Raw genomic sequence first — 23,690 nt, 5'->3', positions numbered from 1 at the left:
CGAAAGCCTCAATTAAAGACGGAAAGCCTCGCCTAGATAGACGCGTTTAACCTGTTCATTCTGCATGACTTCTTCCGGCGTGCCGTGGGCAATCATATGGCCCTGGCTCACAATGTAGGCGCGTTCGCAGACATCCAGCGTTTCGCGCACATTGTGGTCGGTAATCAGCACGCCAAGCCCGCTGTCGCGCAGATGTTCGATGATCTTCTTGATATCGATAACCGAAATCGGGTCGACACCGGCAAAAGGTTCATCGAGCAGGATGAATTTTGGATTGGCGGCGAGCGCACGGGCAATCTCCACGCGGCGACGTTCACCCCCGGACAGCGACTGCCCGAGGCTGTCGCGCAGGTGCGAGATATGGAACTCTTCCATCAGCTCGTTGGCGCGAGCGACGCGCTGCTCTTTGTCGAGATCGTCTCTTATCTCCAGCACGGCCATGAGATTGTTGTACACGCTCAAACGACGGAAGATGGAGGCTTCCTGCGGCAGATAGCCGATTCCGCGACGCGCACGGGTATGCAGCGGCAGCAGGCTGATGTCTTCGTCGTCAACGACAATGCGACCCGCGTCGCGCTGCACAATGCCCACCACCATATAGAAAGTGGTGGTTTTACCGGCGCCGTTTGGACCCAAAAGTCCGACGATTTCACCTGACTTGACCGACAGGCTGACGTCTTCAACAACTTTACGGCCCTTGTAGGCTTTCGCCAGATTTTCTGCGATTAACGTTGCCATAGATTATCAGTTACTCTTTTTCTGACCTGCAGCCGCAGGGGTCTTTTGCTGTAGCTGAGACGGTACCAGCACGGTGGTCACGCGGCTACCCTTGTCGCTATAGGCCTGCATCTGCTGCTGTTGCACCAGATAGGTAATGCGATCGCCCTTGACGTTACTGTCGAGCTGTTCGAGATACGCATCGCCTGTCAGCGTAACCAGATCCTTCTCGACTTCATAGCGGACTTTCGCGGCGTGGCCTTTCAGCGGCTTGCCGTTGTCCTGCATCTGCTGGAACGTCACCGGATTACCGAAACCTTCGACCACTTCCTTGCCGGACTCGCCGTTGGGACGAACGATGGTCGCGCGATCGGCATGGACCAGAATACTGCCCTGCTTCAGGATAACGTTACCGGTCAGGGTCACGGTATTGGTATTGATATCCACCGCCTGATTATCCGATGTGATAGTCATGGGTTTGGTGGTGTCATCTTTCAATGCCAGCGCCGGAAGACTTACCGCTAACAGCGCGCTGGTGATCAGAAGGTTACGGAGATTATTTTTGGTTTTGAATTTCATAATTTGTATTTACCTTTTCGATCAGCTGTGCGGTTTTATTTCTCAGATTACCACGCATTTTCATGCCGTTAGAGGTAAAACCGGTGCCATAAATGTAGACTTCATCGTCTGAGGCTACGTCCTGTGTGACCAGATTCACCTGGGCATTGTCTGTTTTTATTCTTTGCAGCTGTGACGTGGTCGGCGTCAGGCTATCAACCTGCACGTGACCATAGAGATACAGCATCTTGTCATCGGTCAGTTTGGCGCGGTCGGAACGAATGGTCCAGGTCGCGACGCTGGTTTGCGGGTCATACATGGTCACCACCGGATTGGTAAACCAGGTAAGCTGGTCCGTGGTGTAATATTTCACTTCTTCCGAGACCAGCTTGTAGTTCAGTTTTCCGGTCGGGTCATAGACCACGGTCACCGTGTGCTGACTCTGGTAGGTCGGATCCTGGGTATTGACTGCGGCACCGGGCGTCGGCTCGGTGTTGTCCGACAGGGTCCAGCCGATCAGGATAAGGACCAGCAGACCCAGCAGCAACGTTATCCAAAGCTTGGTTTTATTCATATCGACAGCCCTTTGGCGTCCTCCAGCTTGCCCTGCGCCAGCAGAATCAGGTCGCACAGTTCGCGAACCGCGCCACGTCCACCGGCAATGCGCGTCACATAATTTGCCTTGGGCAAAAGAATGGGATGGGCATCCTGCACGGCCACGGAAAGCCCGACCTGCTCCATGACCGGCCAGTCAATCAGGTCATCGCCGATATAGGCAACCTGCGCAGGTTCGAGGGACAGTGTATCCAACAGTTCGCGGAAGGCCAAAAGCTTATCGGACTGACCCTGATAAAGATGGCGAATGCCGAGTGTTTCGGCACGATCTTCCAGTAATTTGGCCTTGCGCCCCGTAATGATGGCCACCTCGACTTCAGAGGTCAGCAGGCAGCGGATCCCGTAGCCGTCGCGCACATTGAAGCTTTTTAGTTCTTCGCCCTGGTTGCCCATGAAAATCAGGCCGTCGGACATGACGCCATCAACGTCGCAAATCAGCAAGCGAACCGCCTTGGCTCGCTCCAGCACTTCTGCGCTAACGGGACCATAACAGGTATCCACGGTGGCTGCGCTATTACTCATTCGGGAAGTTCCTTAATTTAAGGCTGTTTTTTGTTGCCAGTGTTAAACATGTTAATGCGTTTGGCTATCAGACAACACCGGCTCGCAGCATGTCATGCATATGTACCACACCCATCAACTGGTCGCCATCGGCCACCATGACGCAGGTAATGTGCTTGTCCTGCATCAGATTAAGGGCGTCGACGGCCAGCAGGGAAGGCCGGACGCGGATACCGCCGGTTGTCATGACATCGGTGATTTTGGCTTCGTTGATGTTTACGCCCATATCGAAGATGCGGCGCAAGTCGCCGTCGGTGAAGATCCCCTCGATTTTCATCAGGTCGTCGGTAATCACCGTCATGCCGAGATTCTTGCGGGTTATCTCCAGCAGGGCATCGCGCAGCGAAGCCTGGCGGCTGACCTGCGGGATTTCGCTGCCGGTGTGCATGATATCGCTGACGCGCAGCAGAAGCTTGCGACCCAGTGCGCCGCCCGGATGGGACATCGCAAAATCTTCCGGCGTAAAGCCGCGGGCCTCGAGCAGCGCAACGGCCAGCGCATCGCCCATGACCATAACCGCCGTCGTGCTGGACGTTGGCGCAAGCCCGAGCGGGCAGGCTTCTTTTGGCACCTTGACGCAAATGTGCACGTCGGCCGCCTTGCCCATCGAGCTTTCCGGATTGGCCGTCAGGCAGATAAGACGGATATCCAGCCGTTTGAGCACCGGTATCAGAGACAGAATTTCGTGCGATTCACCGGAGTTGGAGATAAGGATGACAATGTCCTGTTTCGACACCATGCCCAGATCGCCGTGGCTCGCTTCGCCGGGATGCACGAAAAACGCAGGCGTGCCGGTGCTGGCAAAGGTCGCGGCCATCTTGCGGCCGACGTGGCCCGATTTGCCCATGCCCATCACGATGATTTTGCCGGTGCAGTTGAACATCATCTCGCAGGCGCGGCTAAAGTCATGGTTGATGTACTGGTCGAGCTGCTCCAGCCCCTCGCGGTTCGGTCAACAGAACCTGTTTACCAACCTCGATGAAATTAAAATTTTCGTTCTCAAATGATGTCATCGTCAATTCCTGTGACTTTGTCCGAACTGCGCAATATCTACACAGATTCTATCAGATCTTCAGATCTAGAGTGCTGCGCTTCCGGGAGCAAAGAAAAGCACGCCGAGATAGGCAATAAATCCGCACAACAGCAGGGCGCCGGCAAGGTGGCCAATCCGGTGCTTGCGCATCAGGCAGAGTCCGGTCAATACGATGCTGACCACCAGCATCACCCAGTAATCCCGATGGAAGGCGTCGGGGTTGAAACTGCCCGGGGCGACCAGCGCGGGCAGGCCGAGAACCAGACACATGTTAAAAATATTGGCACCGATGATATTGCCGAGTGCAATATCGTCTTCCCCTTTCAACGCACCCGCAATAAAGGTGGCGAGTTCGGGCAGGCTGGTGCCGATGGCGACGACGGTCAGGCCGATAACCAGCTCGCTCACGCCAAAATAGCGGGCAATGACCGAGGCATTGTCTACAATCATGTTCGATGCCAGCGGCATGATAATAAACCCCAGCGCCAGCCACAAAAATGCTACTGTGTTGCTGCCATCCTGCGGTAATTCGGCCATCTGCTCGCTGGTGAGCGTGTCCTGCCCAAGCTGCTGGGACTTTTTGGCAATCCTGACCATAAACAGCAGAAACACGGCGGCAGCGGCAATCAGGATAATGCCGTCCCATCGATTAAGCTCGCTGTCACTCAGCAGGAATCCGCAAAGCACGGTGACCATCAACATTAGCGGCAGTTCGCGTCGCAGGATATCAGAACGCACGGAAAGTGGATGAATTAGCGCAGCACCACCTAGAATCAGAAGAATATTAGTGATATTCGAGCCAATCACGTTGCCAACCGCCAGATCCAGCTGACCATTCATGGCCGCCGTCGTCGAGACAACCAGCTCAGGCAGGGAAATCCCCACGCCAACGACCGTCATACCAATAACAAGAGGGGGAATACCGACCGAGCTTGCCAGAACCGAAGCGCCGTACACCAGACGATCGGCGGCATAAACAAGCAGAAACAGGCCGACTATCATTAGTACGCTAGCGAGAAGCATGGAAAATCCTTTAATGGGTATAATGCAATGTTCGTAAGTCTGGCAAGGAACCAAAATGAGTTTGATCAATCAGACTTTCGGCAAAGGGCCGAGTCGGATTGAAAAGGGTTCCATAATAGCGATTACCTTGGCTTCTGACTTTCTGTTTTGACACTTTTATTGCATGCAGAGGTGAGTTCTGCCGCAGTCCGCTGATTTTGACCGTCCGAGCCTGAAAAGTAAATCAATGGCAACTTTGGTAACGTATTCGCAGTAAGTTTTTGTAAAATGTTGGGAGTTGTTCGCCCTGTTTAGGACAAAGTTAGGCAATGACTTCTACCCTAAGAGGGTTTTTATGTGGCGTTCGCCCAGAGGAAGAGACTAATGAGTCAGAGCGAAGCGAATCTGGTGGAGATTAAGGGCATGAGTTTCATGCGCGGCGATCGACCCATTTTCGAAGAGATAAACATGACCGTACCGAAAGGCAAAGTGACCGCAATCATGGGGCCTTCCGGGATCGGTAAAACCACGCTGCTGCGACTCATCGGCGGCCAGCTTGCTCCCGACAGCGGAGAAATCTGGTTCGACGGAGAAAACATCCCGACTCTGTCACGCGGCAGACTGTACGAAACGCGCAAGAAAATGAGCATGCTGTTTCAGTCGGGCGCGCTGTTTACCGACCTGACCGTGTTCGAAAACGTGGCCTTTCCGCTGCGCGAGCACAGCAAGTTGCCCGAAGAACTGCTGCACAGTACGGTCATGATGAAGCTCGAGGCGGTAGGCCTGCGCGGAGCCGCCGACCTGATGCCGGCCGAGCTCTCCGGCGGCATGGCGCGTCGCGTTGCGCTGGCGCGTGCCATTGCGCTCGACCCCGAACTCATCATGTTCGACGAGCCGTTCGTGGGACAGGATCCCATCACAATGGGCGTACTGGTTAAACTTATTGATGAGTTAAATCATGCGCTGGGCGTTACCTGTATCGTGGTTTCTCACGATGTACCGGAAGTTCTCAGTATCGCCGACTATGCTTATATCGTTGCCGCTCAGCACGTTATCGCTGAAGGAACCACCGAAGAACTGCGCAGCAACCCGGATCCACGTGTTCGCCAGTTCCTCGACGGTATCGCCGACGGACCGGTGCCTTTCCGTTTCCCTGCCGGTGATTACAAGGCCGAGCTGCTTGGATGATGGAGTAGTAAATCAATGTTAATTAGGGCGTTAGCGTCAGTAGGCCGCAGCGGATTGGCGACCTGTGCGTCATTTGGACGAGCAGGGCAGCTTTTATTCCGCGCGCTGGTTGGACGACCGCAGTTTGCCAAACAGTGGCCATTATTAATCAAACAGTTGTACAGCGTTGGCGTATTGTCGCTGATGATCATCGTGGTATCGGGCCTGTTTATCGGCATGGTACTCGGCTTGCAGGGCTATCTGGTCCTGACCACCTACAGTGCAGAAGCCAGTCTCGGCATGATGGTTGCGCTGTCGCTCCTGCGTGAACTGGGGCCGGTTGTGACCGCGCTGCTGTTCGCCGGGCGCGCCGGTTCTGCGCTGACCGCCGAAATCGGCCTGATGAAGGCGACCGAGCAAATCTCGAGTCTGGAGATGATGGCTATCGACCCGCTGCGCCGCGTCGTAGCGCCGCGTTTCTGGGCCGGGCTTATCAGTATGCCGCTTCTGACGGCCATTTTCGTTGCCGTGGGTATCTGGGGCGGATCTCTCGTTGGCGTGAACTGGAAGGGCATCGACAGCGGCTTTTTCTGGTCGGCGATGCAAAACGCCGTAGAATGGCGTTCGGATTTGCTTAACTGTCTGATTAAAAGCGTGGTTTTCGCGATTACTGTGACCTGGATAGCGCTTTTCAATGGTTATGATGCAATCCCGACCTCGGAAGGGATTAGCCGGGCAACGACCCGTACCGTCGTGCATGCGTCACTGGCGGTGTTGGGATTGGATTTTGTGCTGACAGCACTGATGTTTGGGAATTGAGCCATGCAAAGTAAAAAGAGTGAAGTGTGGGTTGGCGCATTTATGCTGATAGCCTTGTGTGCCGTAATATTTATCTGCCTGAAAGTGGCCGATATTCGCTCCTTCGGTTCGGATCCGACCTATCGTATCTATGCCGATTTCGACAATATCGGCGGATTGAAAACCGACTCGCCTGTCAAGGTGGGCGGCGTGGTGATTGGTCGCGTCAACAGCATCACCCTTGATAAAAACTATTCGCCTCGTGTGGCGATGGATATCGACCAGAAATACAACGAGATTCCTGACACCAGTTCGCTGGCGGTGCGTACTTCCGGTTTGCTGGGCGAACAGTATCTGGCGCTGAACCTGGGCTTCCAGGACCCCGATATGGGCACGGCCATTCTGAAAGACGGCGGCACTATCCAGGACACCAAATCGGCCATGGTGCTGGAAGACCTTATCGGTCAGTTCCTTTACAAGAGCGGCGGGAAGGATGATGCATCGAAATCCGCAGACCCTGCCGCAACGCCCGACGGCGTAACCCAACCCGATGCAGCAGACCCTTCCGCGCCGGAAGCGACATCCCGGCCAGACACTGCGGCTCCACAAGGCACGTCCGCTCCAGCAGCTTCCTCTGCGCCAGCGGCTCAAGGTAATTAAGAGGACTTTCTATGTTTAAACGTTTAATGGTGGTGGCTTTACTGATGATTGCTCCGCTGGCAGCCAATGCGGCCGCCGCGGTAGACAAGACCAATCCCTACAGCGTGATGAATGCCGCGGCCGACGCGACCTTCACCCGCCTGAAATCGGATCAGCCGAAAATCAAGCAGGACCCCAACTACCTGCGTACCATCGTGCGTGAAGAGCTTCTGCCTTATGTGCAGATAAAATACGCCGGTGCGCTGGTGCTGGGCCGTTATTACAACTCTGCCACGCCTGCGCAGCGCGAAGCCTACTTCAGCGCGTTTGGCGACTACCTGCAACAGGCCTACGGTCAGGCGCTGGCGCTGTACACCAACCAGACCTACCAGGTGCAGCCGCAGCAGACTATCGCCTCCGGCACCAACATCGTGGCGATTCGTGTGACCATCGTCGATCAGGGCGGTCGTCCACCGGTTCGTCTGGACTTCCAGTGGCGTAAGAACAGCCGCACCGGTGAGTGGCAGGCGTACGACATGATTGCCGAAGGTGTGAGCATGATAACCACCAAGCAGAACGAATGGGCAGACATCCTGCGTCAGAAGGGCATTGACGGTCTGACCGCGCGCCTGAAATCCGCCGCCGCCCAGCCCATCACCCTGCAGCAGAACAATAAATGAGTAATGGACTGCACTTTGAATCATTGCAGCAATGCCTGATCCTCAGTGGCTGCCTCGACCGTGAAACGCTGCTCCCGCTCTGGGAGCAGCGCGAAAGTCTGCTCAAGGGCGTAACCTGCGTCGACGTCGCGCAACTCGAGCGCGTTGACTCTTCCGGCCTCGCATTGCTGGTCCATTTGCGTGATTTTGCGGGCAGGCACGGCGTCGAGCTGCAAATCTCCGGGATTACCGACAGATTGCGCACGCTGGTCGAACTGTACAATCTCAAGGGAATAATTCCTCTCGATTCGGACAGTTAGCGCTACTCCCATCGCCATTTTTCTGCGATAAATCAGGCTTCAAAACAGGGCCCCTGTCTGAAACTCTCAAACAGGGGCTTTTTGATGGTTTAAGAGTTGGCCGGATCTCTATAATATGTTCGGCTATTACTTCCCATACGATTAAACAGGTTTTATGGAAACTAGCGAAATTAAAGACGTGCTGATGGCCGCACTGGCCCTCGATGAAGCACACGTGACCGGCGACGGCAGCCACTTTCAGGCCATCGTGGTAGGCGCCATGTTCGACGGCATGAGCCGCGTCAAAAAACAGCAGACCGTCTACGCTCCGCTGATGGAATACATTGCCGACAACCGTATCCACGCCCTCTCTATCAAGGCTTATACCCCGGAAGAGTGGCAGCGCGACCGCAAGCTCAACGGTTTTTGAGCATGACGGGCACGCACTGCGGCCGGTTATTTAGCTATACCCAAAAGCACATTGATTACAGATAAGAGAGCAATAATGGATAAGTTTCGTGTACAGGGCGGAACCCGCCTGAGTGGAGAAGTCACGATCTCGGGTGCGAAAAATGCCGCGCTGCCTATTTTGTTCGCCGCATTGCTCGCTGAAGAACCGGTTGAACTGCAAAACGTCCCGCATCTGAAAGACATCGACACCACCATCAAACTCCTGAGCCAGCTCGGCACCAAAATCGAGCGCAACGGGTCTGTGTGGGTCGACGCCAGCGGCGTGAACGAGTTCCGCGCCCCTTACGACCTGGTGAAAACCATGCGTGCCTCTATCTGGGCGCTGGGTCCGCTGGTCGCACGTTTCGGCTGTGGCGAAGTTTCGCTGCCGGGCGGTTGTGCCATCGGCGCACGTCCCGTTGACCTGCACATCACCGGTCTCGAGCAACTCGGCGCGAAAATCGTGCTGGAAGAAGGCTACGTCAAGGCGACCGTCGAAGGCCGTCTGAAGGGCGCACACATCGTGATGGACAAGGTCAGCGTTGGCGCGACCGTGACCATCATGAGTGCCGCGACGCTGGCCGAAGGCACCACCGTTATCGAAAACGCGGCACGTGAGCCGGAGATTGCCGATACGGCAGCCTTCCTGAACGCGATTGGCGCGAAGATCACGGGCGCTGGTACCGACAAAATCACCATCGAAGGTGTTAAGCGTCTTGGCGGCGGTGTTCACCGCGTCGTGCCCGACCGTATCGAAACCGGCACCTTCCTGGTGGCCGCGGCGATTTCGGGTGGCAAAGTGGTTTGTCGCGAAACCCGTCCCGACACGCTGGATGCCGTCTTGGCAAAACTGCGTGAAGCCGGAGCCGACATCGAAACCGGCGAAGACTGGATAAGCCTCGACATGCACGGCAAGCGCGCGAAAGCCGTGACCCTGCGTACTGCGCCGCATCCGGGCTTCCCGACCGATATGCAGGCTCAGTTCAGCCTGCTGAATCTGGTGGCCGAAGGCACCGGTGTTATCACCGAAACCATCTTCGAAAACCGCTTCATGCACGTACCCGAGCTTATCCGCATGGGCGCACACGCTGAAATCGAAAGCCATACCCTGATTTGCCACGGCGTTGAAAAACTGTCCGGCGCACAGGTCATGGCGACCGACCTGCGTGCCTCGGCAAGTCTGGTGCTGGCGGGTTGCATTGCAGAAGGCGTGACCATTGTGGATCGCATCTATCACATCGACCGCGGTTATGAGCGTATCGAAGATAAACTGCGCCTTCTGGGTGCCAAAATCGAACGCGTGAGCGGCGCGGAATAACGCCTCGCGTCTCGATAGCGTCATCAAAAAAGCCGGAAGGGGAGACCTTTCCGGCTTTTTTTGCGGCTGATTCAGACATCCTAGTGCTCTGGATATTCCTGAATGGTGACTTGCAGGCTTATTTTCTTGCCATTGCGGTTAATCACCACCGGAATCACCGATCCCGGACGGATTTCCGCGACCTGGTCCATCGTCTCGATGGCCGAAATTGCCGGCTTGTTGTTGACGCTGACTATCACGTCTTTTACTTCTATGCCCGCATTGGCCGCCGGTCCGTTGGCGGTGACTTCGTTCACCACGATGCCCTGAAGATGATCAACGTTGTTGGTCGGGCCATGCAGCGGCGACACTTCACGTCCGGCAATGCCGATATAGCCGCGAATCACGCGTCCGTCACGGATAAGCTTGCCCATAACCTTGGTTGCCAGCGCGGTGGGAATGGCGAAGCCAATGCCTTCCGGCGTGGCGCCATCGTTGCTCTGGTCAAACGACAGCGTATTGATGCCCACCAGCTCGCCGAGCGAATTCACCAGAGCCCCGCCGGAGTTGCCCTGATTGATGGAAGCGTCGGTTTGCAGGAAGTTCTGACGACCGGACGGGCTAAGACCAATGCGGCCCGTCGCGCTGATAATGCCCTGCGTCACCGTCTGACCGATGTTGAACGGGTTGCCGATAGCCATCACCACGTCGCCGACGTGCGGCACGCGTTTGGCGTTGATAGGGATCATCGGCAGATTGGTGGCGTCTATCTTGAGCACGGCCAGGTCGGTCAGGCTGTCGGACCCGACCAGCAGCGCGTCGAACACGCGGCCATCCTGCAACGCCACGATAATTTGATCGGCATTGTTGATGACGTGTTTGTTGGTCAGGATGTAGCCTTTGTCATTCATGATGACGCCGGAACCCAGCGTGCGGATCTGCAATTCGTTTTGCGAGGAGTCGCCCATATTGCGGTTGTAGACGTTGACCACCGCGGGCGCAGCGCGGCGCACCCCTTCATTGTAACTGGCGGGCTGTTCGCTGTGATTGCTGAAGTCGTGCTCGAAAATCGGTTCGATGATGCTTTTACGCAGCGTCGGGACAGCCACCAGCAGAATGGCAGCCACAACAAGACCAATGAGTGCGGATCTCAATAACTTAACAAACATGGGTTTATAAAGGTCGCTAGAAAATGTGCAAGCAGGATAGCATGAGTTTTTAGACGTAGCTTGCGCTACGTCTAATTCATCAGTCGAATTGTTAAGGCATCAGCAGATACAGGCTCTGGCCCTTGCGCATAATGCTTAACGCGACGAGGTCGGGCTTGGCTTCCAGAATCTTGCGCAGGGCGTCGAGATTATCGATAGGCGCACGGTTCACCCCCACGATGATATCGCCCTGCTGGAACCCGACCTGATCCGCCGGCGAGCCCTTCACTACTTCATCAATCTGCACGCCCTTGCCGACCTTGGCATCGACATTGCTGAGCGTGGCACCGGTCAGCGCCGGGTTTATCTTGTCGAGCGCCACGGCGACGTCGGGACTGGTGCCGAGCGTGACATCGACGTCCATCGCCTTGCCCTCGCGCAGCACGCCGAGCTTCATGGTGACGCCCGGACCCGCCGTGCCGACTTTGGCGCGCAGCTCCGCAAAACTGCTCAGCGGTTTGCCGTCAAGGCTTATCACCACGTCGCCCGATTTGATCCCGGCTTTGGCCGCCGCCGAATCAGGCAATACTTCATTGACGAAGGCCCCGCGCTGGCTGTCGAGCTTGAAGGCTTTGGCCAGATCCGGCGTCATTTCGCTGCCGCGAATACCCAGCAGACCCCGTTTAACCTGACCGAATTCGATTAACTGCTTGCTGAGGTTCTTCGCCATGTTGACAGGAATGGCAAAGCCTATCCCCATGCTGCCGCCCTGCGAAGAGAGAATGGCGGTATTGATGCCGACCAGCTCGCCCTCCAGATTCAGCAGCGCGCCGCCCGAGTTGCCGCGGTTGATGGAGGCATCGGTCTGAATAAAGTTTTCCAGCCCTTCGAGATTCAGGCCGCTGCGACCCAGCGCAGAAATAATGCCGGAGGTCACCGTTTGTCCGAGGCCGAAAGGGTTGCCGACGGCGACGGCGAAATCGCCCACGCGCAGCTTGTCGGAGTCGGCCATCGGAATTTGCACCAGATTTTTGGCGTCTTTGAGCTGAATGATGGCGATATCGGACTGGTCGTCCTTGCCTATCAGTTTGGCCTCGTATTCGCGGCCATCGTTAATTTGTACGGTAATCTTGCTGGCGTTGTTGACCACGTGATTGTTGGTCAGTACATAGCCTTTGGCGGCGTCGATAATGACCCCGGAACCCAGACCTTCAAACGGCTGGCCGTCCTGCTTTTGCGTTGGCGCATCGGGGCCGAAGAAGAATTTGAACTCCGGCGGCACTTGATCTGCAGGCGGCTGCGTGCCGGAAACACGCACGCTTACCACGGCGGGCAACACTTTTTGCAGCATGGGCGCCAGACTTGGCAGGGCTTGTCCTTCAACGGCGACGGGCAGGGCGGCGCTGGCTACCTGAAAGGAAGAGAGGCTTAATCCAAGGCTGACCGCCAGTACACTGAGTAAAAATGACTTTTTGTTCATTGGGATCACTCTCTCTTGATTGAATCGAGAACTTAAACCAGATGACAGGGCCAGGCTGCGGGCCGAAGGAAGAGCCAGTGACGGATGCCACTGGCTTGGGACAATCTTATTTGCGGCGTGGACGGTCTCCGCCGCGCAGCAGGCCTGACGCACCGTCGGAATAGTCACGCGGCATTTCAACCGGCGCCTGATCGTTATCGGCTTCGGAGCCGGTCAGACGGTAGTTGAACGGGTTATCCTGCATCGGCATATCAGGTAACAGGTTGTTGGAGCTTTTCGCCATGTGCTGATAAAGCTGGCGATAATCCGTCGCCATGTTATCCAGCAGTTCGGCGCTGCGGGCAAAGTGGCCCGTCAGTTCCAGACGATACTCTTCCAACTCGGCTTTGCTCTTGTCGATTTCGTTCTGCATCACTTGCTGATCGCGTAGTTTACGGTTGCCAAAGCGCATCGCTACCGCTCCGATAACGATACCGACTACCAATCCAATGAGCGCATACTCCCAGGTCATAATAACTCCTATTATTGACAACGTTGTCCTGTAGGGCTTTTTGGCGTAACTTTCTCACCAATCTTTTTAAACAAAACTTTTACATGGCAAGCTTTACGTCAAACAGTACACCACTATAACCGCTAACCTCGGGTTAGTGGAATCCTGTGGCATTTTTCTCATTCGTCGATGAGAGAGGTTCTTGCCATAACTGCGGTAAATGCCGCGAAATAGTGGAAAAATCTGCGTTAAACGTCATGAAAACTGCGCCATGAATCACTGAAAATATTTTTCTCACGGACGTTCATTATCATGCAATCGAAAACACCGCTGACTTCTTATCAGACTGCACTCGACGCGGGAGAGTTCCAACCGGATGCCGTACAACGGCAGGCCGTAACGCGTCTTGATGCCATTTATCAGGAATTGATCGCCCAAAAACCAGCGGAATTGCCTGAAAGCAGTGGCTGGCTGGGGCGGCTATTCAGGAAAACCCCGAGCAAGGCCCATGTGCGACCGGTGCAGGGGCTTTATATGTGGGGCGGCGTCGGGCGAGGTAAAACCTGGCTGATGGACATGTTCTATCACAGCCTGCCAGGCGATCGTAAGATGCGCCTGCACTTTCACCGTTTCATGCTGCGCGTGCACGAAGAGCTGACCCAGTTGCAGGGGCAGTCCGATCCGCTCGAAGTCATTGCCGACCGCTTCAAGCAGGAAACCGATGTGTTGTGCTTCGACGAGTTTTTCGTCTCGGACATTACCGATGCGATGCTGCTCGCCACGCTGCTGCAGGCGCTGTTTGCTCGAGGCATTACGCTGATTGCCACCTCCAACATTCCGCCGGACAACCTCTATCGCAACGGCTTGCAGCGCGCGCGCTTCCTGCCGGCGATTGCGCTTATCAATGAATATTGCGACGTGATGAACGTCGATGCGGGCATCGATTATCGCCTGCGTACGCTGACGCAGGCCAATCTCTGGCTGACGCCGGAAGCGGGGCAGACGGCGGAAGACCTCAATCCGGCCATGCAGCAGATGTTTGGCAGGCTGGCAGGCAAGGCGGGCGAATCGGCGCCGGTATTGCAAATCAACAACCGCGCTCTCAAAGCCATCGCTTCGGCCGAGGGCGTGCTGGCCGTGGAATTCCACACGCTGTGCGAAGAAGCGCGCAGTCAGCTCGACTATATTGCGCTGTCGAAACTCTATCACAGCGTGCTGCTGCACAATGTGCCGGTGATGAAGGCGGATCAGGAAAATGCGGCGCGCCGTTTTCTGGCGCTGGTGGACGAATTCTACGAGCGTCACGTCAAGCTGGTTGTGTCGGCACAGGCGCCGATGTTCGAGATTTATCGCGGAGAGCGCCTGAAGTTCGAATACCAGCGCTGTCTGTCGCGCTTGCAGGAGATGCAGAGTGAAGAGTATCTTGCACGCGAACACCTGCCGTGAGGGGTGATTATCTGCGCAATCTTTGCGCAATGTCGCTACAATGGCCGCAGGAAGAAAATCTTCACTTTTTTCGAAAAAGGGTTCGATTTTTATGGGGGACTTCTCTATAATCTTGCGACCCCACGTTACAACAAAGTTTTTTCCCGAAACTTTATAGTGCCGGCAATGGCTATTCGAAGGGGTAGGTTTGCTGGACTGATGGTCGTGTGAACCTCCAATACTATTTTGTAAACTGTGTTTGAGAAAATGTAGTTTATAAAAACATATAGGCGTTTGGGTGTTCGCCAACGTGTAACTTAAATTGGGTAAGCTTTTAATGAAAACTTTTACAGCTAAACCGGAAACAGTACAGCGTGACTGGTTCGTAGTTGACGCAAACGGTAAGACCTTGGGTCGCCTGGCCACTGAGCTGGCTCGCCGTCTGCGTGGCAAGCATAAAGCGGAATACACTCCGCACGTTGATACTGGTGATTACATCATCGTTCTTAACGCAGAAAAAGTTGCTGTAACCGGCAACAAGCGTTCAGACAAGATTTATTACCATCACACTGGCCACATCGGTGGTATCAAACAAGCGACCTTTGAAGAGATGATTGCTCGCCGTCCTGAGCGTGTGATTGAGCTCGCGGTTAAAGGCATGCTGCCGAAGGGTCCGTTGGGTCGTGCAATGTACCGTAAACTGAAAGTTTACGCGGGCAATGAGCACACTCATGCGGCACAGCAACCGCAAGTTCTTGACATTTAATCGGGATTATAGGCAATGGCTGAAAATCAATACTACGGCACTGGTCGCCGCAAAAGCTCTGCTGCTCGCGTTTTCATCAAACCGGGTAGTGGTAACATCGTAATTAACCAGCGTAGCCTGGAACAGTACTTTGGTCGTGAAACTGCCCGCATGGTAGTTCGTCAACCTCTGGAACTGGTCGACATGGTTGAGAAATTTGACCTGTACATCACCGTTAAAGGTGGTGGTATTTCTGGTCAAGCTGGTGCTATCCGTCACGGTATCACCCGTGCACTGATGGAATATGACGAAACTCTGCGTGGCGAACTGCGTAAAGCAGGCTTCGTGACTCGCGATGCTCGTCAGGTTGAACGTAAGAAAGTCGGTCTGCGTAAAGCACGTCGTCGTCCTCAGTTCTCCAAGCGTTAATTTGCCCTCTGCTTCGGCAGTGGTATGGAACCTCGGTTTCATCCCGGCACAACGCAACAAAAACCCGGTCTTGTACCGGGTTTTTTTCGTCTGTAATCGGCGAAAATCGGCGGAGTCGTCCTGCTTTAGCGAAAAATCAGGCCTCAAAGCCCTTGTTTTCTGCCGCAAATTGCCCTCTGAAACACATTTCGCCGCGAAATCGCATCCTTCATCCCCCCAGCAGCAGCAAAATCTGGTAAACTATCACACACTTTTGCGCCTGTTCGCCAAGCAGTGAACCAACGGAACGTGCTGGCTGTGTTCCCCCGCTTTGGCTTATCTACGAAACTGTGGGTTACAGGTGAGATGTGCCCGAACTACGATGGGCATGATTATTCAGGATAGCAGCCTGATAGTGGCTATTCGCAGTATAATTCTAGATAAACTTGGAGGTTTTCATGGCTGTCGCTGCCAACAAACGTTCGGTAATGACGCTGTTTTCTGGCCCGACCGACATTTTTAGCCATCAAGTACGTATCGTACTGGCGGAGAAAGGTGTCAGTGTCGAGATAGAGCAGGTAGAAATGGATCACCTGCCACAGGACCTTATTGACCTCAACCCGTACCGCACTGTGCCTACGCTGGTCGATCGTGAGCTGACCCTTTTCGAATCGCGCATCATCATGGAATACCTTGATGAGCGTTTCCCGCATCCACCTCTGATGCCGGTTTACCCGGTTGCCCGTGGTGAAAGCCGTCTGATGATGCACCGCATCGAAAACGACTGGTACACGCTGCTACGTCAAATCGAGCAGGGTTCTGCCGCCGAAGCCGATGCCGCGCGCAAGCAACTGCGTGAAGAGCTGCTGGCCATTGCGCCAATCTTCTCTTACATGCCTTACTTCAAGAGCGAAGAGTTCAGCCTGGTCGATTGCTATCTGGCTCCGCTGCTGTGGCGCTTGCCTGAACTGGGCATCGAGCTGTCGGGTGCCGGTTCCAAAGAGCTGAAAGGCTACATGACGCGCGTCTTCGAACGCGATGCATTCCTGGCGTCTCTGACTGAGCCAGAGCGCGAAATGCGTCTGAACGGTGCTCGGGGTTAAGTTATGGAGATGACTGAAATGTCTCCTCGCCGTCCCTTCCTGCTGCGTGCATTCTATGACTGGTTGCTCGACAACCAGCTGACGCCGCATCTGGTGGTCGACGTTACCCAGCCGGGTGTCAGCGTGCCGATGGAGTTTGCGCGCGACGGGCAAATCGTTCTCAATATTGCGCCGCGTGCGGTTGGCAGTCTTGAGCTCGGCAATGCCGACGTTCGCTTCAACGCACGTTTCGGTGGCGTTCCGCGCGAAGTATTCGTGCCGATCGCCGCTGTGCTCGCTATCTATGCCCGTGAAAACGGCGCAGGAACGATGTTCGAACCTGAGCCGGGTCTTGACGGTGAAGCTGCCTTCGAAGCGCTTGAAGAGCAGAATCCCGAGCCGACCATGTCGGTCATTGACGGCGATTTGCCGGACAACGCCGAAGACGGTGATGACGAGCCGCCAACGCCGCCACGCGGTGGGCGTCCGTCGCTGCGCGTGGTGAAGTAAATCACGTCGCAGTCACCTGAACCTCGTTTCCGGTGTCACAGGCATAAAAAAGAGACCGCATTGCGGTCTCTTTTCACATCAGAGGGTCATGAAACCCGTAGAGGATTTAGACTTCCAGGAAGCACATAATCCCGTCAGCGGCTTTACGGCCTTCGGCAATCGCCGTCACCACCAGATCAGAACCGCGAACCGCATCGCCACCGGCGAAGATTTTCGGGTTGCTGGTCTGGAACGCGTTGTCGCTGCCTTCCGGCGCAACGATACGGCCCTGACTGTCCAGCTCGACGTCGTGCGCGGCCAGCCACTCCATCTTGTGCGGACGGAAACCAAACGCCATCACCACGGCATCGGCGTCCATCACGTGCTCGGAACCCGCAACGATTTCTGCACGACGACGGCCCTGGGCATCCGGTGCGCCCAGCTCGGTACGCGCCATGCGCACCCCTTTCACGCGACCGGAATCGTTCAGCTCAATGCTCAGAGGTTGCAGGTTGAACTTGAAATCCACCCCTTCTTCACGCGCATTCTTCACTTCACGACGTGAGCCAGGCATGTTTTCTTCGTCACGACGGTAAGCACAGGTCACTGCGCTTGCGCCCTGACGAATGGACGTACGCACGCAGTCCATCGCGGTATCACCGCCGCCCAGAACGACAACGCGCTTGTGTTCCATGCTGATGTACGGCTCGTCCTGCTGGGCTTCAAAGCCCATCAGCTGCTTGGTGTTGGCAATCAGGAACGGCAGGGCATCGAACACGCCCGGCGCATCTTCATTTTCCAGGCCGCCGCGCATTGACTGATAGGTGCCCACGCCGAGGAACACGGCATCGTATTCGGCCAGCAGCGCATCCATCGTCACATCTTTGCCGACTTCGGTATTAAGCTGGAACTCGATACCCATCTCGGTGAAGATCTCGCGACGTGTGGTCATCACGGATTTTTCCAGCTTGAACGACGGGATCCCGAAGGTCAGCAGACCGCCGATTTCCGGATGGCGGTCAAACACGACCGCCTTCACGCCGTTGCGGGTCAGCACGTCGGCACACGCCAGACCTGCGGGACCTGCGCCGACAATCGCCACGCGCTTGCCGGTAGGGTGCACGTGAGACATGTTGGGACGCCAGCCCATCTCGATGGCTTTATCATTGATATAGCGCTCGATGTTACCGATGGTCACTGCGCCGAACTCGTCGTTCAGCGTACAGGAGCCTTCGCACAGGCGGTCCTGCGGGCAGACGCGCCCGCAGACTTCCGGCAGACTGTTGGTCTGGTGCGCCAGATCGGCGGCTTCCATGATACGTCCTTCGTTGGCGAGCTTCAGCCAGTTCGGGATGTAGTTATGGACCGGACATTTCCATTCGCAATACGGGTTACCGCAGGACAGACAGCGGTCTGCCTGTGATGCAGCCTGAGTTGCCGAGAACGGCTCGTAAATTTCTACAAACTCAATTTTACGGATCTTCAGCGGCTTCTTTGGCGGATCAACGCGCTGTAAGTCGACAAATTGATAAACGTTTTGACTCATCTTAACCTCTTACTGCGCTTGTACCCGCAGCTCGGCTGCGGAACGACTACGGTGACCCAACAATGCTTTAACATCACTGGACTTCGGTTTAACCAGGGCAAATTTAGCCGCCCACTGAGGCCAGTTCGCCAAAATCTCTTCACCACGGGTCGACGCGGTCAGCTGTACGTGTTCGGTAATCAATCCACGCAGATGCTCTTCATGAATCGCCAAATCTGCTACTTCAAGCACTTCGACCAACTCCGGGTTGACGCGCTTGCGGAATTCGCCGTCTTCGTCGAGGACGTAGGCGAAGCCGCCGGTCATGCCTGCGCCGAAGTTGACGCCGGTACGGCCCAGCACACAAACAATGCCGCCGGTCATGTATTCACAGCCGTTGTCGCCAATGCCTTCAACCACGGTAATGGCGCCGGAGTTACGCACTGCGAAACGCTCGCCCGCACGGCCCGCTGCAAACATCTTGCCGCCGGTTGCGCCGTAGAGGCAGGTGTTGCCCGCGATTACGGCTTCGTGACTGCGATACGCCGAACCAATCGGAGGACGGATGGCGATACGGCCACCGGCCATACCTTTACCCACATAGTCGTTGGCATCACCGGTCAGCATCAGGTCGACGCCACCCGCATTCCACACGCCGAAGCTCTGGCCTGCGGTACCGTTGAAGTGGATACGCACCGGATCGGCCGACATGCCCTGATCGCCATGTTTCTCGGCGATGGCACCCGACAGCAGCGCGCCGACGGAGCGGTCGGTGTTGCGGATATCGAAGTAGAACGCCTTGCTCTGCTTCGAGTCGATATGGGGCGCGGCCTGCTCCAGAATATCCTTGTTCAGCTGGCCCTTGTCGAATGACGGGTTGCTCTCGGTGCAGTACACGGCTTTGCCCGGATGCGGGGTCGCGGTGGTCAGCAGAGGAGACAGGTCCAGCTTGTTCTGTTTCGCCGTGAAACCGTCGAGTTCGACCAGCAGATCGGTTCTGCCAATCAGGTCGGTTAACTGACGAATACCCAGCTCGGCCATTATCTCGCGAGTTTCCTGTGTGATGAACTTGAAGTAGTTCGTCACGCGCTCCGGCAAACCGTGGTAATGGTTGCGGCGCAGTTTTTCGTCTTGGGTCGCCACACCGGTTGCGCAGTTGTTCAGATGGCAAATACGCAGGTATTTACAACCCAGCGCCACCATCGGGCCGGTACCAAAGCCAAAGCTCTCGGCACCCAGAATCGCCGCCTTGATAATGTCGACGCCGGTTTTCAGGCCGCCATCCACCTGTAGACGAATCTTGTGACGCAGACCGTTGGCGACCAGCGCCTGCTGCGTTTCAACCAGACCCAGCTCCCACGGGCTGCCGGCATATTTCACCGACGTCAGCGGGCTTGCGCCTGTTCCGCCGTCGTAGCCGGAAATGGTTATCAGATCGGCATAGGCTTTCGCGACACCGGTGGCGATTGTGCCGACACCCGGTTCGGAAACCAGTTTGACGGAGATCATCGCCTTCGGATTCACCTGTTTCAGGTCGAAAATCAACTGCGCCAAGTCTTCGATGGAATAGATGTCGTGGTGCGGCGGCGGTGAAATCAATGTCACGCCCGGCACGGAATAACGCAGTTTCGCGATGTACGGCGTCACTTTGTCGCCCGGCAGCTGACCGCCTTCGCCCGGTTTTGCACCCTGTGCCACTTTTATCTGAATAACGTCGGCGTTGACCAGATAGGCAGGGGTGACACCAAAGCGGCCGGAAGCGACCTGCTTGATACGGGACACTTTGTTGGTGCCGTAACGCGCAGGATCTTCACCGCCTTCACCGGAGTTGGAACGACCGCCGATGCTGTTCATCGCTTCGGCCAGAGACTCGTGCGCCTCCGGGCTCAATGCGCCGATAGACATGGCCGCCGAGTCGAAACGGGCAAACAGACCTTCGGCCGGTTCAACCTGATCCACAGGAATCGGCTCGCCGTTCGGGGTGATTTTCAGCATGTCGCGCAGCATTGACGCCGGACGCTCGTTCACCAGTTTGGCGTATTTTTTATAGTCGTCGTAATCGCCGCTGTTGACCGCTGCCTGCAGGGTTTGCACCACATCAGGGTTATATGCGTGATATTCGCCGTCGTGCATGTATTTCAGCAGGCCGCCGTTGTCCAGCGTCTTGCGTTTCAGCCAGGCACGTTTGGACAGGTTTTGCAGATCCTGCTGGAAGTCGCTGTAGCTTGCGCCACCGATACGGCTTACCACGCCCGGGAAGCAGACGTTGCTCAACTCTTTATGCAGACCTACGGCTTCGAACAGACGTGCGCAGCGGTAGGAGGCAATGGTCGAGATGCCCATTTTGGACATGATCTTGTACAGACCCTTGTTGATGCCGTTACGGTAATTCAGCATCACTTCGCGATAATCTTTGTCGATCACGCGCGCATCAACCAGTTTGGCCAGCGTTTCGTAGGCCAGATACGGGTAGACGGCGGTAGCACCGAAGCCCAGCAGCACGGCGAAGTGGTGCGGGTCACGGGCGCTCGCGGTTTCTACGATGATGTTGGCATCGCAGCGCAGGCTTTTTCGACCAGACGGTACTGCAGCGCACCGACTGCCATCGGTGCAGGCAGCGGCAGGCGGTTGGCGGCGATGTTGCGGTCAGACAGCACCAGCAATACGGCCCCTTCACGCACTTTGCGCTCGCCTTCGTCACACAGTTGCTGAACGAACTGCTCCATATCCATTTCGGACGGGTCGAACGTCAGGTCCAGCGTCTCGGCGCGATAGTGCTTGCTGTCGAGCGTGGTCAACTGGGTGAAGTCGGAGTACAGCAGAATCGGCGACTTGAAGCTCAGACGGTGTGCCTGGCCTTCGGCTTCGCAGAACACGTTCATCTCGCGGCCAATGCTGGTCGCCAGAGACATGACGTGTGCTTCGCGCAGCGGGTCGATTGGCGGGTTGGTGACCTGCGCAAACTGCTGGCGGAAGTAGTCGTAAATAATGCGTGGACGGCTGGACAGCACGGCAAACGGGGTGTCATCGCCCATTGAACCGACCGCTTCCTGACCATTTTCGCCCAGCACGCGAATGATTTGATCCAGCTCTTCGCTGCTGTAGCCGAACTGCTTCTGATAGGTTTCGAGCAGCGTGTCATCCAGTTCGCGCTGACCGACCTGATCGGCAGGCAAGTCTTCGAACGGCACCAGACGCTGAACGTTTTTCTCCATCCACTCCCGGTAAGGGTGGCGGCTCTTCAGGTCGTTGTCCGTTTCGCCGGAGTGGTGAATTTTGCCGCTGCGAGTGTCGATAACCATCAGCTCGCCCGGACCGACGCGGCCTTTTTCGACCACTTCGTCAGGCTGGTAGTCCCAGATCCCGACTTCGGACGCGCAGGTGATGAGCTTGTCTTTGGTAATGACATAGCGCGCAGGGCGCAGGCCGTTACGGTCAAGGTTACAGGCCGCATAGCGACCGTCGGACATGACGATGCCCGCCGGGCCGTCCCACGGTTCCATATGCATGGAGTTGAAGTCGAAGAACGAACGCAGGTCCTGATCCATGTCCGGGTTCTGCTGCCAGGCCGGTGGAACCAGCAAACGCATGGCGCGCAGCAGATCCATACCGCCCGCCAGGAACAGCTCGAGCATGTTGTCCAGTGAACTGGAGTCGGAACCGGTTTCGTTTACAAACGGTGAAGCATCCTGCAAATCGGGGATAAGCGGAGTCTTGAATTTATAGGCACGCGCGCGCGCCCACTGGCGGTTGCCGGTGATGGTGTTGATTTCACCGTTGTGCGCCAGATAACGGAACGGCTGCGCCAGCGGCCAGCGTGGCACCGTGTTGGTCGAGAAGCGCTGGTGGAACAGGCAGATGGCCGATTCCAGACGCAGATCTGCGAGGTCCAGATAGAAACGTGGCAAATCTATCGGCATGCACAGACCTTTATAGATGTTCACCGCGTTGGAGAAGCTGCACACGTAGAACTCTTTATCCGGGTTCTCGCACTCGCTGATACGTTTTTCAATGCGGCGGCGCGCCATATACAGGCGACGCTCCATATCACGCGGACGCCAGCCGGCAGGCGCGTTGATAAAAATCTGTTCGATGCGCGGCATGGAGGAGAGCGCAATCTCGCCGAGAACGTCAGGGTTGGTCGGCACTTCACGCCAGCCCACTACGGACAGCGTCTCGTTCAGGATCTCCTCTTCGATGATGCGGCGGCTTTCGGCGGCCAGCTGTTCATCTTTATTGAGGAAGATCATGCCCACGGCATAGTTTTTCGCCAGGCGCCAGTTGCGCTCTTCAGCGATCATACGGAAGAAACGGTCAGGTTTTTGCAACGACAGACCGCAACCGTCGCCCGTCTTGCCGTCAGCAAGAATGGCGCCACGGTGTTGCATACGCGCCAATCCGTGAATGGCCGTACGAACAACTTTATGGCTAGGTTCGCCTTCAATGTGGGCGATCAGACCAAAACCACAGTTGTCCTTCTCATGGGATGCATCATACAACATAACGGGAACCTCCCCAGGCTCTGCGAGACTCTCACACCTACTGCGAGGGAGCGTAACAACGGGGATTCAGCATAGTGACGCACTCTTATGGTGCGATTTGTGGCTGACATCCTCCGTCAGTGGCCCCTCGTGACGGTTCTCACAAGTGGAAAATGACTTGTTTTAATGAGGGAGTCTTCAATTACTGCATAAATATGACGAGTTGTTTGCTCATCGATTTTTAACTGATAAAGAGTGCTTCCAGCGGACTTCCAACTTAGCGAGAAAGCGGATGTAGGTCAAATATCCATTGACTCACAGCCAAAAAGGGTATTTTTCAATTTAAGTAAATGATTTGTATGAATTTAATGGTTTTTTAGAAGCCATATTAACTGTGTGGAGCACTGGACGAAGTGTGAGCTGTCTCACTATGCGGTGAGGCCAATAACTGTGCACCGTGCTAGGGGAGAAGGGTTTGCCAGCGTTTTATTCTGGTAAAGGGGGTCGGCGGATGCTTTATTACTGTTTTTAATCATACCGTAATAATGTGCTAATAGAGGCCGGATAATAAGAAATATTCATAGTGTAAAGAATGACTTTATTTGCAGTAATACTGAATAGT

Annotated in this window: 21 protein-coding genes and 2 pseudogenes; 12 read left to right on the top strand and 11 right to left on the bottom strand. The window is 55.6% G+C overall.

Translation table 11 applies throughout. The annotated features are described in order from the left end of the window. Nucleotides 1-12: 12 nt before the first annotated feature. From lptB to O1V66_RS15185, 6 genes and pseudogenes are all read right to left on the bottom strand, one after another. The gene (gene lptB / locus O1V66_RS15210; RefSeq protein WP_045048345.1) at nt 13-738 is read right to left on the bottom strand and encodes an LPS export ABC transporter ATP-binding protein; all 726 of its coding nucleotides are present in this window, start codon (nt 736-738) and stop codon (nt 13-15) included. 6 nt (nt 739-744) lie between these two features. Then, nucleotides 745-1,296, bottom strand: a complete 552-nt coding sequence (lptA, locus tag O1V66_RS15205) for a lipopolysaccharide ABC transporter substrate-binding protein LptA (RefSeq protein WP_045048346.1) — start codon at nt 1,294-1,296, stop codon at nt 745-747. After that, on the bottom strand, nt 1,274-1,849 hold the full coding sequence (gene lptC, locus O1V66_RS15200; protein WP_045048347.1) for an LPS export ABC transporter periplasmic protein LptC: 576 nt from the start codon (nt 1,847-1,849) through the stop codon (nt 1,274-1,276). Before lptC ends, lptA begins: the two co-directional genes overlap by 23 nt. After that, nucleotides 1,846-2,412, bottom strand: a complete 567-nt coding sequence (gene kdsC, locus O1V66_RS15195) for a 3-deoxy-manno-octulosonate-8-phosphatase KdsC (RefSeq protein ID WP_045048348.1) — start codon at nt 2,410-2,412, stop codon at nt 1,846-1,848. Before kdsC ends, lptC begins: the two co-directional genes overlap by 4 nt. 67 nt (nt 2,413-2,479) lie before the next feature. Beyond that, nucleotides 2,480-3,464 (bottom strand): annotated as a pseudogene (gene kdsD / locus O1V66_RS15190) (arabinose-5-phosphate isomerase KdsD). A 65-nt stretch (nt 3,465-3,529) separates the two neighbouring features. Then, the gene (locus O1V66_RS15185; protein WP_045048350.1) at nt 3,530-4,507 is read right to left on the bottom strand and encodes a calcium/sodium antiporter; all 978 of its coding nucleotides are present in this window, start codon (nt 4,505-4,507) and stop codon (nt 3,530-3,532) included. A 363-nt stretch (nt 4,508-4,870) separates the two neighbouring features. Between O1V66_RS15185 and mlaF the strand changes: the two genes are divergently transcribed. The 7 genes from mlaF (at nt 4,871) to murA (ending at nt 9,816) form a co-directional block, all read left to right on the top strand. Beyond that, nucleotides 4,871-5,674, top strand: a complete 804-nt coding sequence (gene mlaF / locus O1V66_RS15180) for a phospholipid ABC transporter ATP-binding protein MlaF (RefSeq protein WP_045048351.1) — start codon at nt 4,871-4,873, stop codon at nt 5,672-5,674. Between the two features lie 15 nt (nt 5,675-5,689). Then, nucleotides 5,690-6,472, top strand: coding sequence for a lipid asymmetry maintenance ABC transporter permease subunit MlaE (mlaE, locus tag O1V66_RS15175; protein WP_045048352.1), 783 nt, complete (start codon nt 5,690-5,692; stop codon nt 6,470-6,472). A 3-nt stretch (nt 6,473-6,475) separates the two neighbouring features. Then, entirely contained in the window at nt 6,476-7,111 is a 636-nt protein-coding gene (gene mlaD / locus O1V66_RS15170; protein ID WP_045048353.1) for an outer membrane lipid asymmetry maintenance protein MlaD, read from the top strand. A gap of 11 nt (nt 7,112-7,122) precedes the next feature. Beyond that, nucleotides 7,123-7,770: a phospholipid-binding protein MlaC gene (mlaC, locus tag O1V66_RS15165; protein ID WP_045048354.1), complete on the top strand. Its 648-nt coding sequence runs from the start codon at nt 7,123-7,125 to the stop codon at nt 7,768-7,770. Then, on the top strand, nt 7,767-8,069 hold the full coding sequence (mlaB, locus tag O1V66_RS15160; protein ID WP_045048355.1) for a lipid asymmetry maintenance protein MlaB: 303 nt from the start codon (nt 7,767-7,769) through the stop codon (nt 8,067-8,069). The genes mlaC and mlaB overlap by 4 nt, the downstream gene beginning before the upstream one ends. Nucleotides 8,070-8,223: 154 nt before the next feature. After that, nucleotides 8,224-8,478 carry a BolA family iron metabolism protein IbaG gene (gene ibaG, locus O1V66_RS15155; RefSeq protein WP_045048356.1) on the top strand — a complete coding sequence of 85 codons (255 nt, stop codon included), beginning with the start codon at nt 8,224-8,226 and terminating at the stop codon, nt 8,476-8,478. Between the two features lie 75 nt (nt 8,479-8,553). Then, nucleotides 8,554-9,816, top strand: coding sequence for a UDP-N-acetylglucosamine 1-carboxyvinyltransferase (gene murA / locus O1V66_RS15150; protein ID WP_045048357.1), 1,263 nt, complete (start codon nt 8,554-8,556; stop codon nt 9,814-9,816). Between the two features lie 80 nt (nt 9,817-9,896). Here murA and degS read toward each other — a convergent pair whose 3' ends face one another. From degS to zapG, 3 genes are all read right to left on the bottom strand, one after another. After that, entirely contained in the window at nt 9,897-10,964 is a 1,068-nt protein-coding gene (degS, locus tag O1V66_RS15145) for an outer membrane-stress sensor serine endopeptidase DegS (RefSeq protein WP_045048358.1), read from the bottom strand. A gap of 91 nt (nt 10,965-11,055) precedes the next feature. Next, on the bottom strand, nt 11,056-12,423 hold the full coding sequence (locus O1V66_RS15140) for a Do family serine endopeptidase (RefSeq protein WP_045048359.1): 1,368 nt from the start codon (nt 12,421-12,423) through the stop codon (nt 11,056-11,058). Nucleotides 12,424-12,529: 106 nt separating this feature from the next. Then, nucleotides 12,530-12,934, bottom strand: a complete 405-nt coding sequence (gene zapG / locus O1V66_RS15135) for a Z-ring associated protein ZapG (RefSeq protein WP_045048360.1) — start codon at nt 12,932-12,934, stop codon at nt 12,530-12,532. A gap of 291 nt (nt 12,935-13,225) precedes the next feature. Here zapG and zapE point away from each other — a divergent pair, with 291 nt between their 5' ends. From zapE to sspB, 5 genes are all read left to right on the top strand, one after another. Then, nucleotides 13,226-14,359, top strand: a complete 1,134-nt coding sequence (gene zapE / locus O1V66_RS15130; protein WP_045048361.1) for a cell division protein ZapE — start codon at nt 13,226-13,228, stop codon at nt 14,357-14,359. 316 nt (nt 14,360-14,675) lie between these two features. Further along, a complete protein-coding gene (gene rplM / locus O1V66_RS15125) occupies nt 14,676-15,104 on the top strand; it encodes a 50S ribosomal protein L13 (RefSeq protein ID WP_045048362.1) in 429 nt (142 codons plus the stop codon). Between the two features lie 15 nt (nt 15,105-15,119). Further along, nucleotides 15,120-15,512 (top strand): 30S ribosomal protein S9, encoded by a 393-nt coding sequence (gene rpsI / locus O1V66_RS15120; RefSeq protein ID WP_045048363.1) that lies wholly within the window; start codon nt 15,120-15,122, stop codon nt 15,510-15,512. A 437-nt stretch (nt 15,513-15,949) separates the two neighbouring features. Then, the gene (sspA, locus tag O1V66_RS15115; RefSeq protein WP_045048364.1) at nt 15,950-16,594 is read left to right on the top strand and encodes a stringent starvation protein SspA; all 645 of its coding nucleotides are present in this window, start codon (nt 15,950-15,952) and stop codon (nt 16,592-16,594) included. A 3-nt stretch (nt 16,595-16,597) separates the two neighbouring features. Then, nucleotides 16,598-17,083, top strand: coding sequence for a ClpXP protease specificity-enhancing factor (sspB, locus tag O1V66_RS15110; RefSeq protein WP_045048365.1), 486 nt, complete (start codon nt 16,598-16,600; stop codon nt 17,081-17,083). A gap of 106 nt (nt 17,084-17,189) precedes the next feature. On the opposite strand, the gene O1V66_RS15105 is transcribed toward sspB, so the two are convergent. Next, nucleotides 17,190-18,608 carry a glutamate synthase small subunit gene (locus O1V66_RS15105; protein ID WP_045048366.1) on the bottom strand — a complete coding sequence of 473 codons (1,419 nt, stop codon included), beginning with the start codon at nt 18,606-18,608 and terminating at the stop codon, nt 17,190-17,192. 9 nt (nt 18,609-18,617) lie between these two features. Beyond that, nucleotides 18,618-23,089: pseudogene (gene gltB / locus O1V66_RS15100) on the bottom strand (glutamate synthase large subunit). Nucleotides 23,090-23,690 lie beyond the last annotated feature (601 nt).

Origin of the sequence: Rouxiella chamberiensis (assembly GCF_026967475.1) — a bacterium.
Classification (GTDB): Bacteria; Pseudomonadota; Gammaproteobacteria; order Enterobacterales; family Enterobacteriaceae; genus Rouxiella; species Rouxiella chamberiensis.
This window is presented reverse-complemented; position numbering and strand designations above follow the sequence as displayed.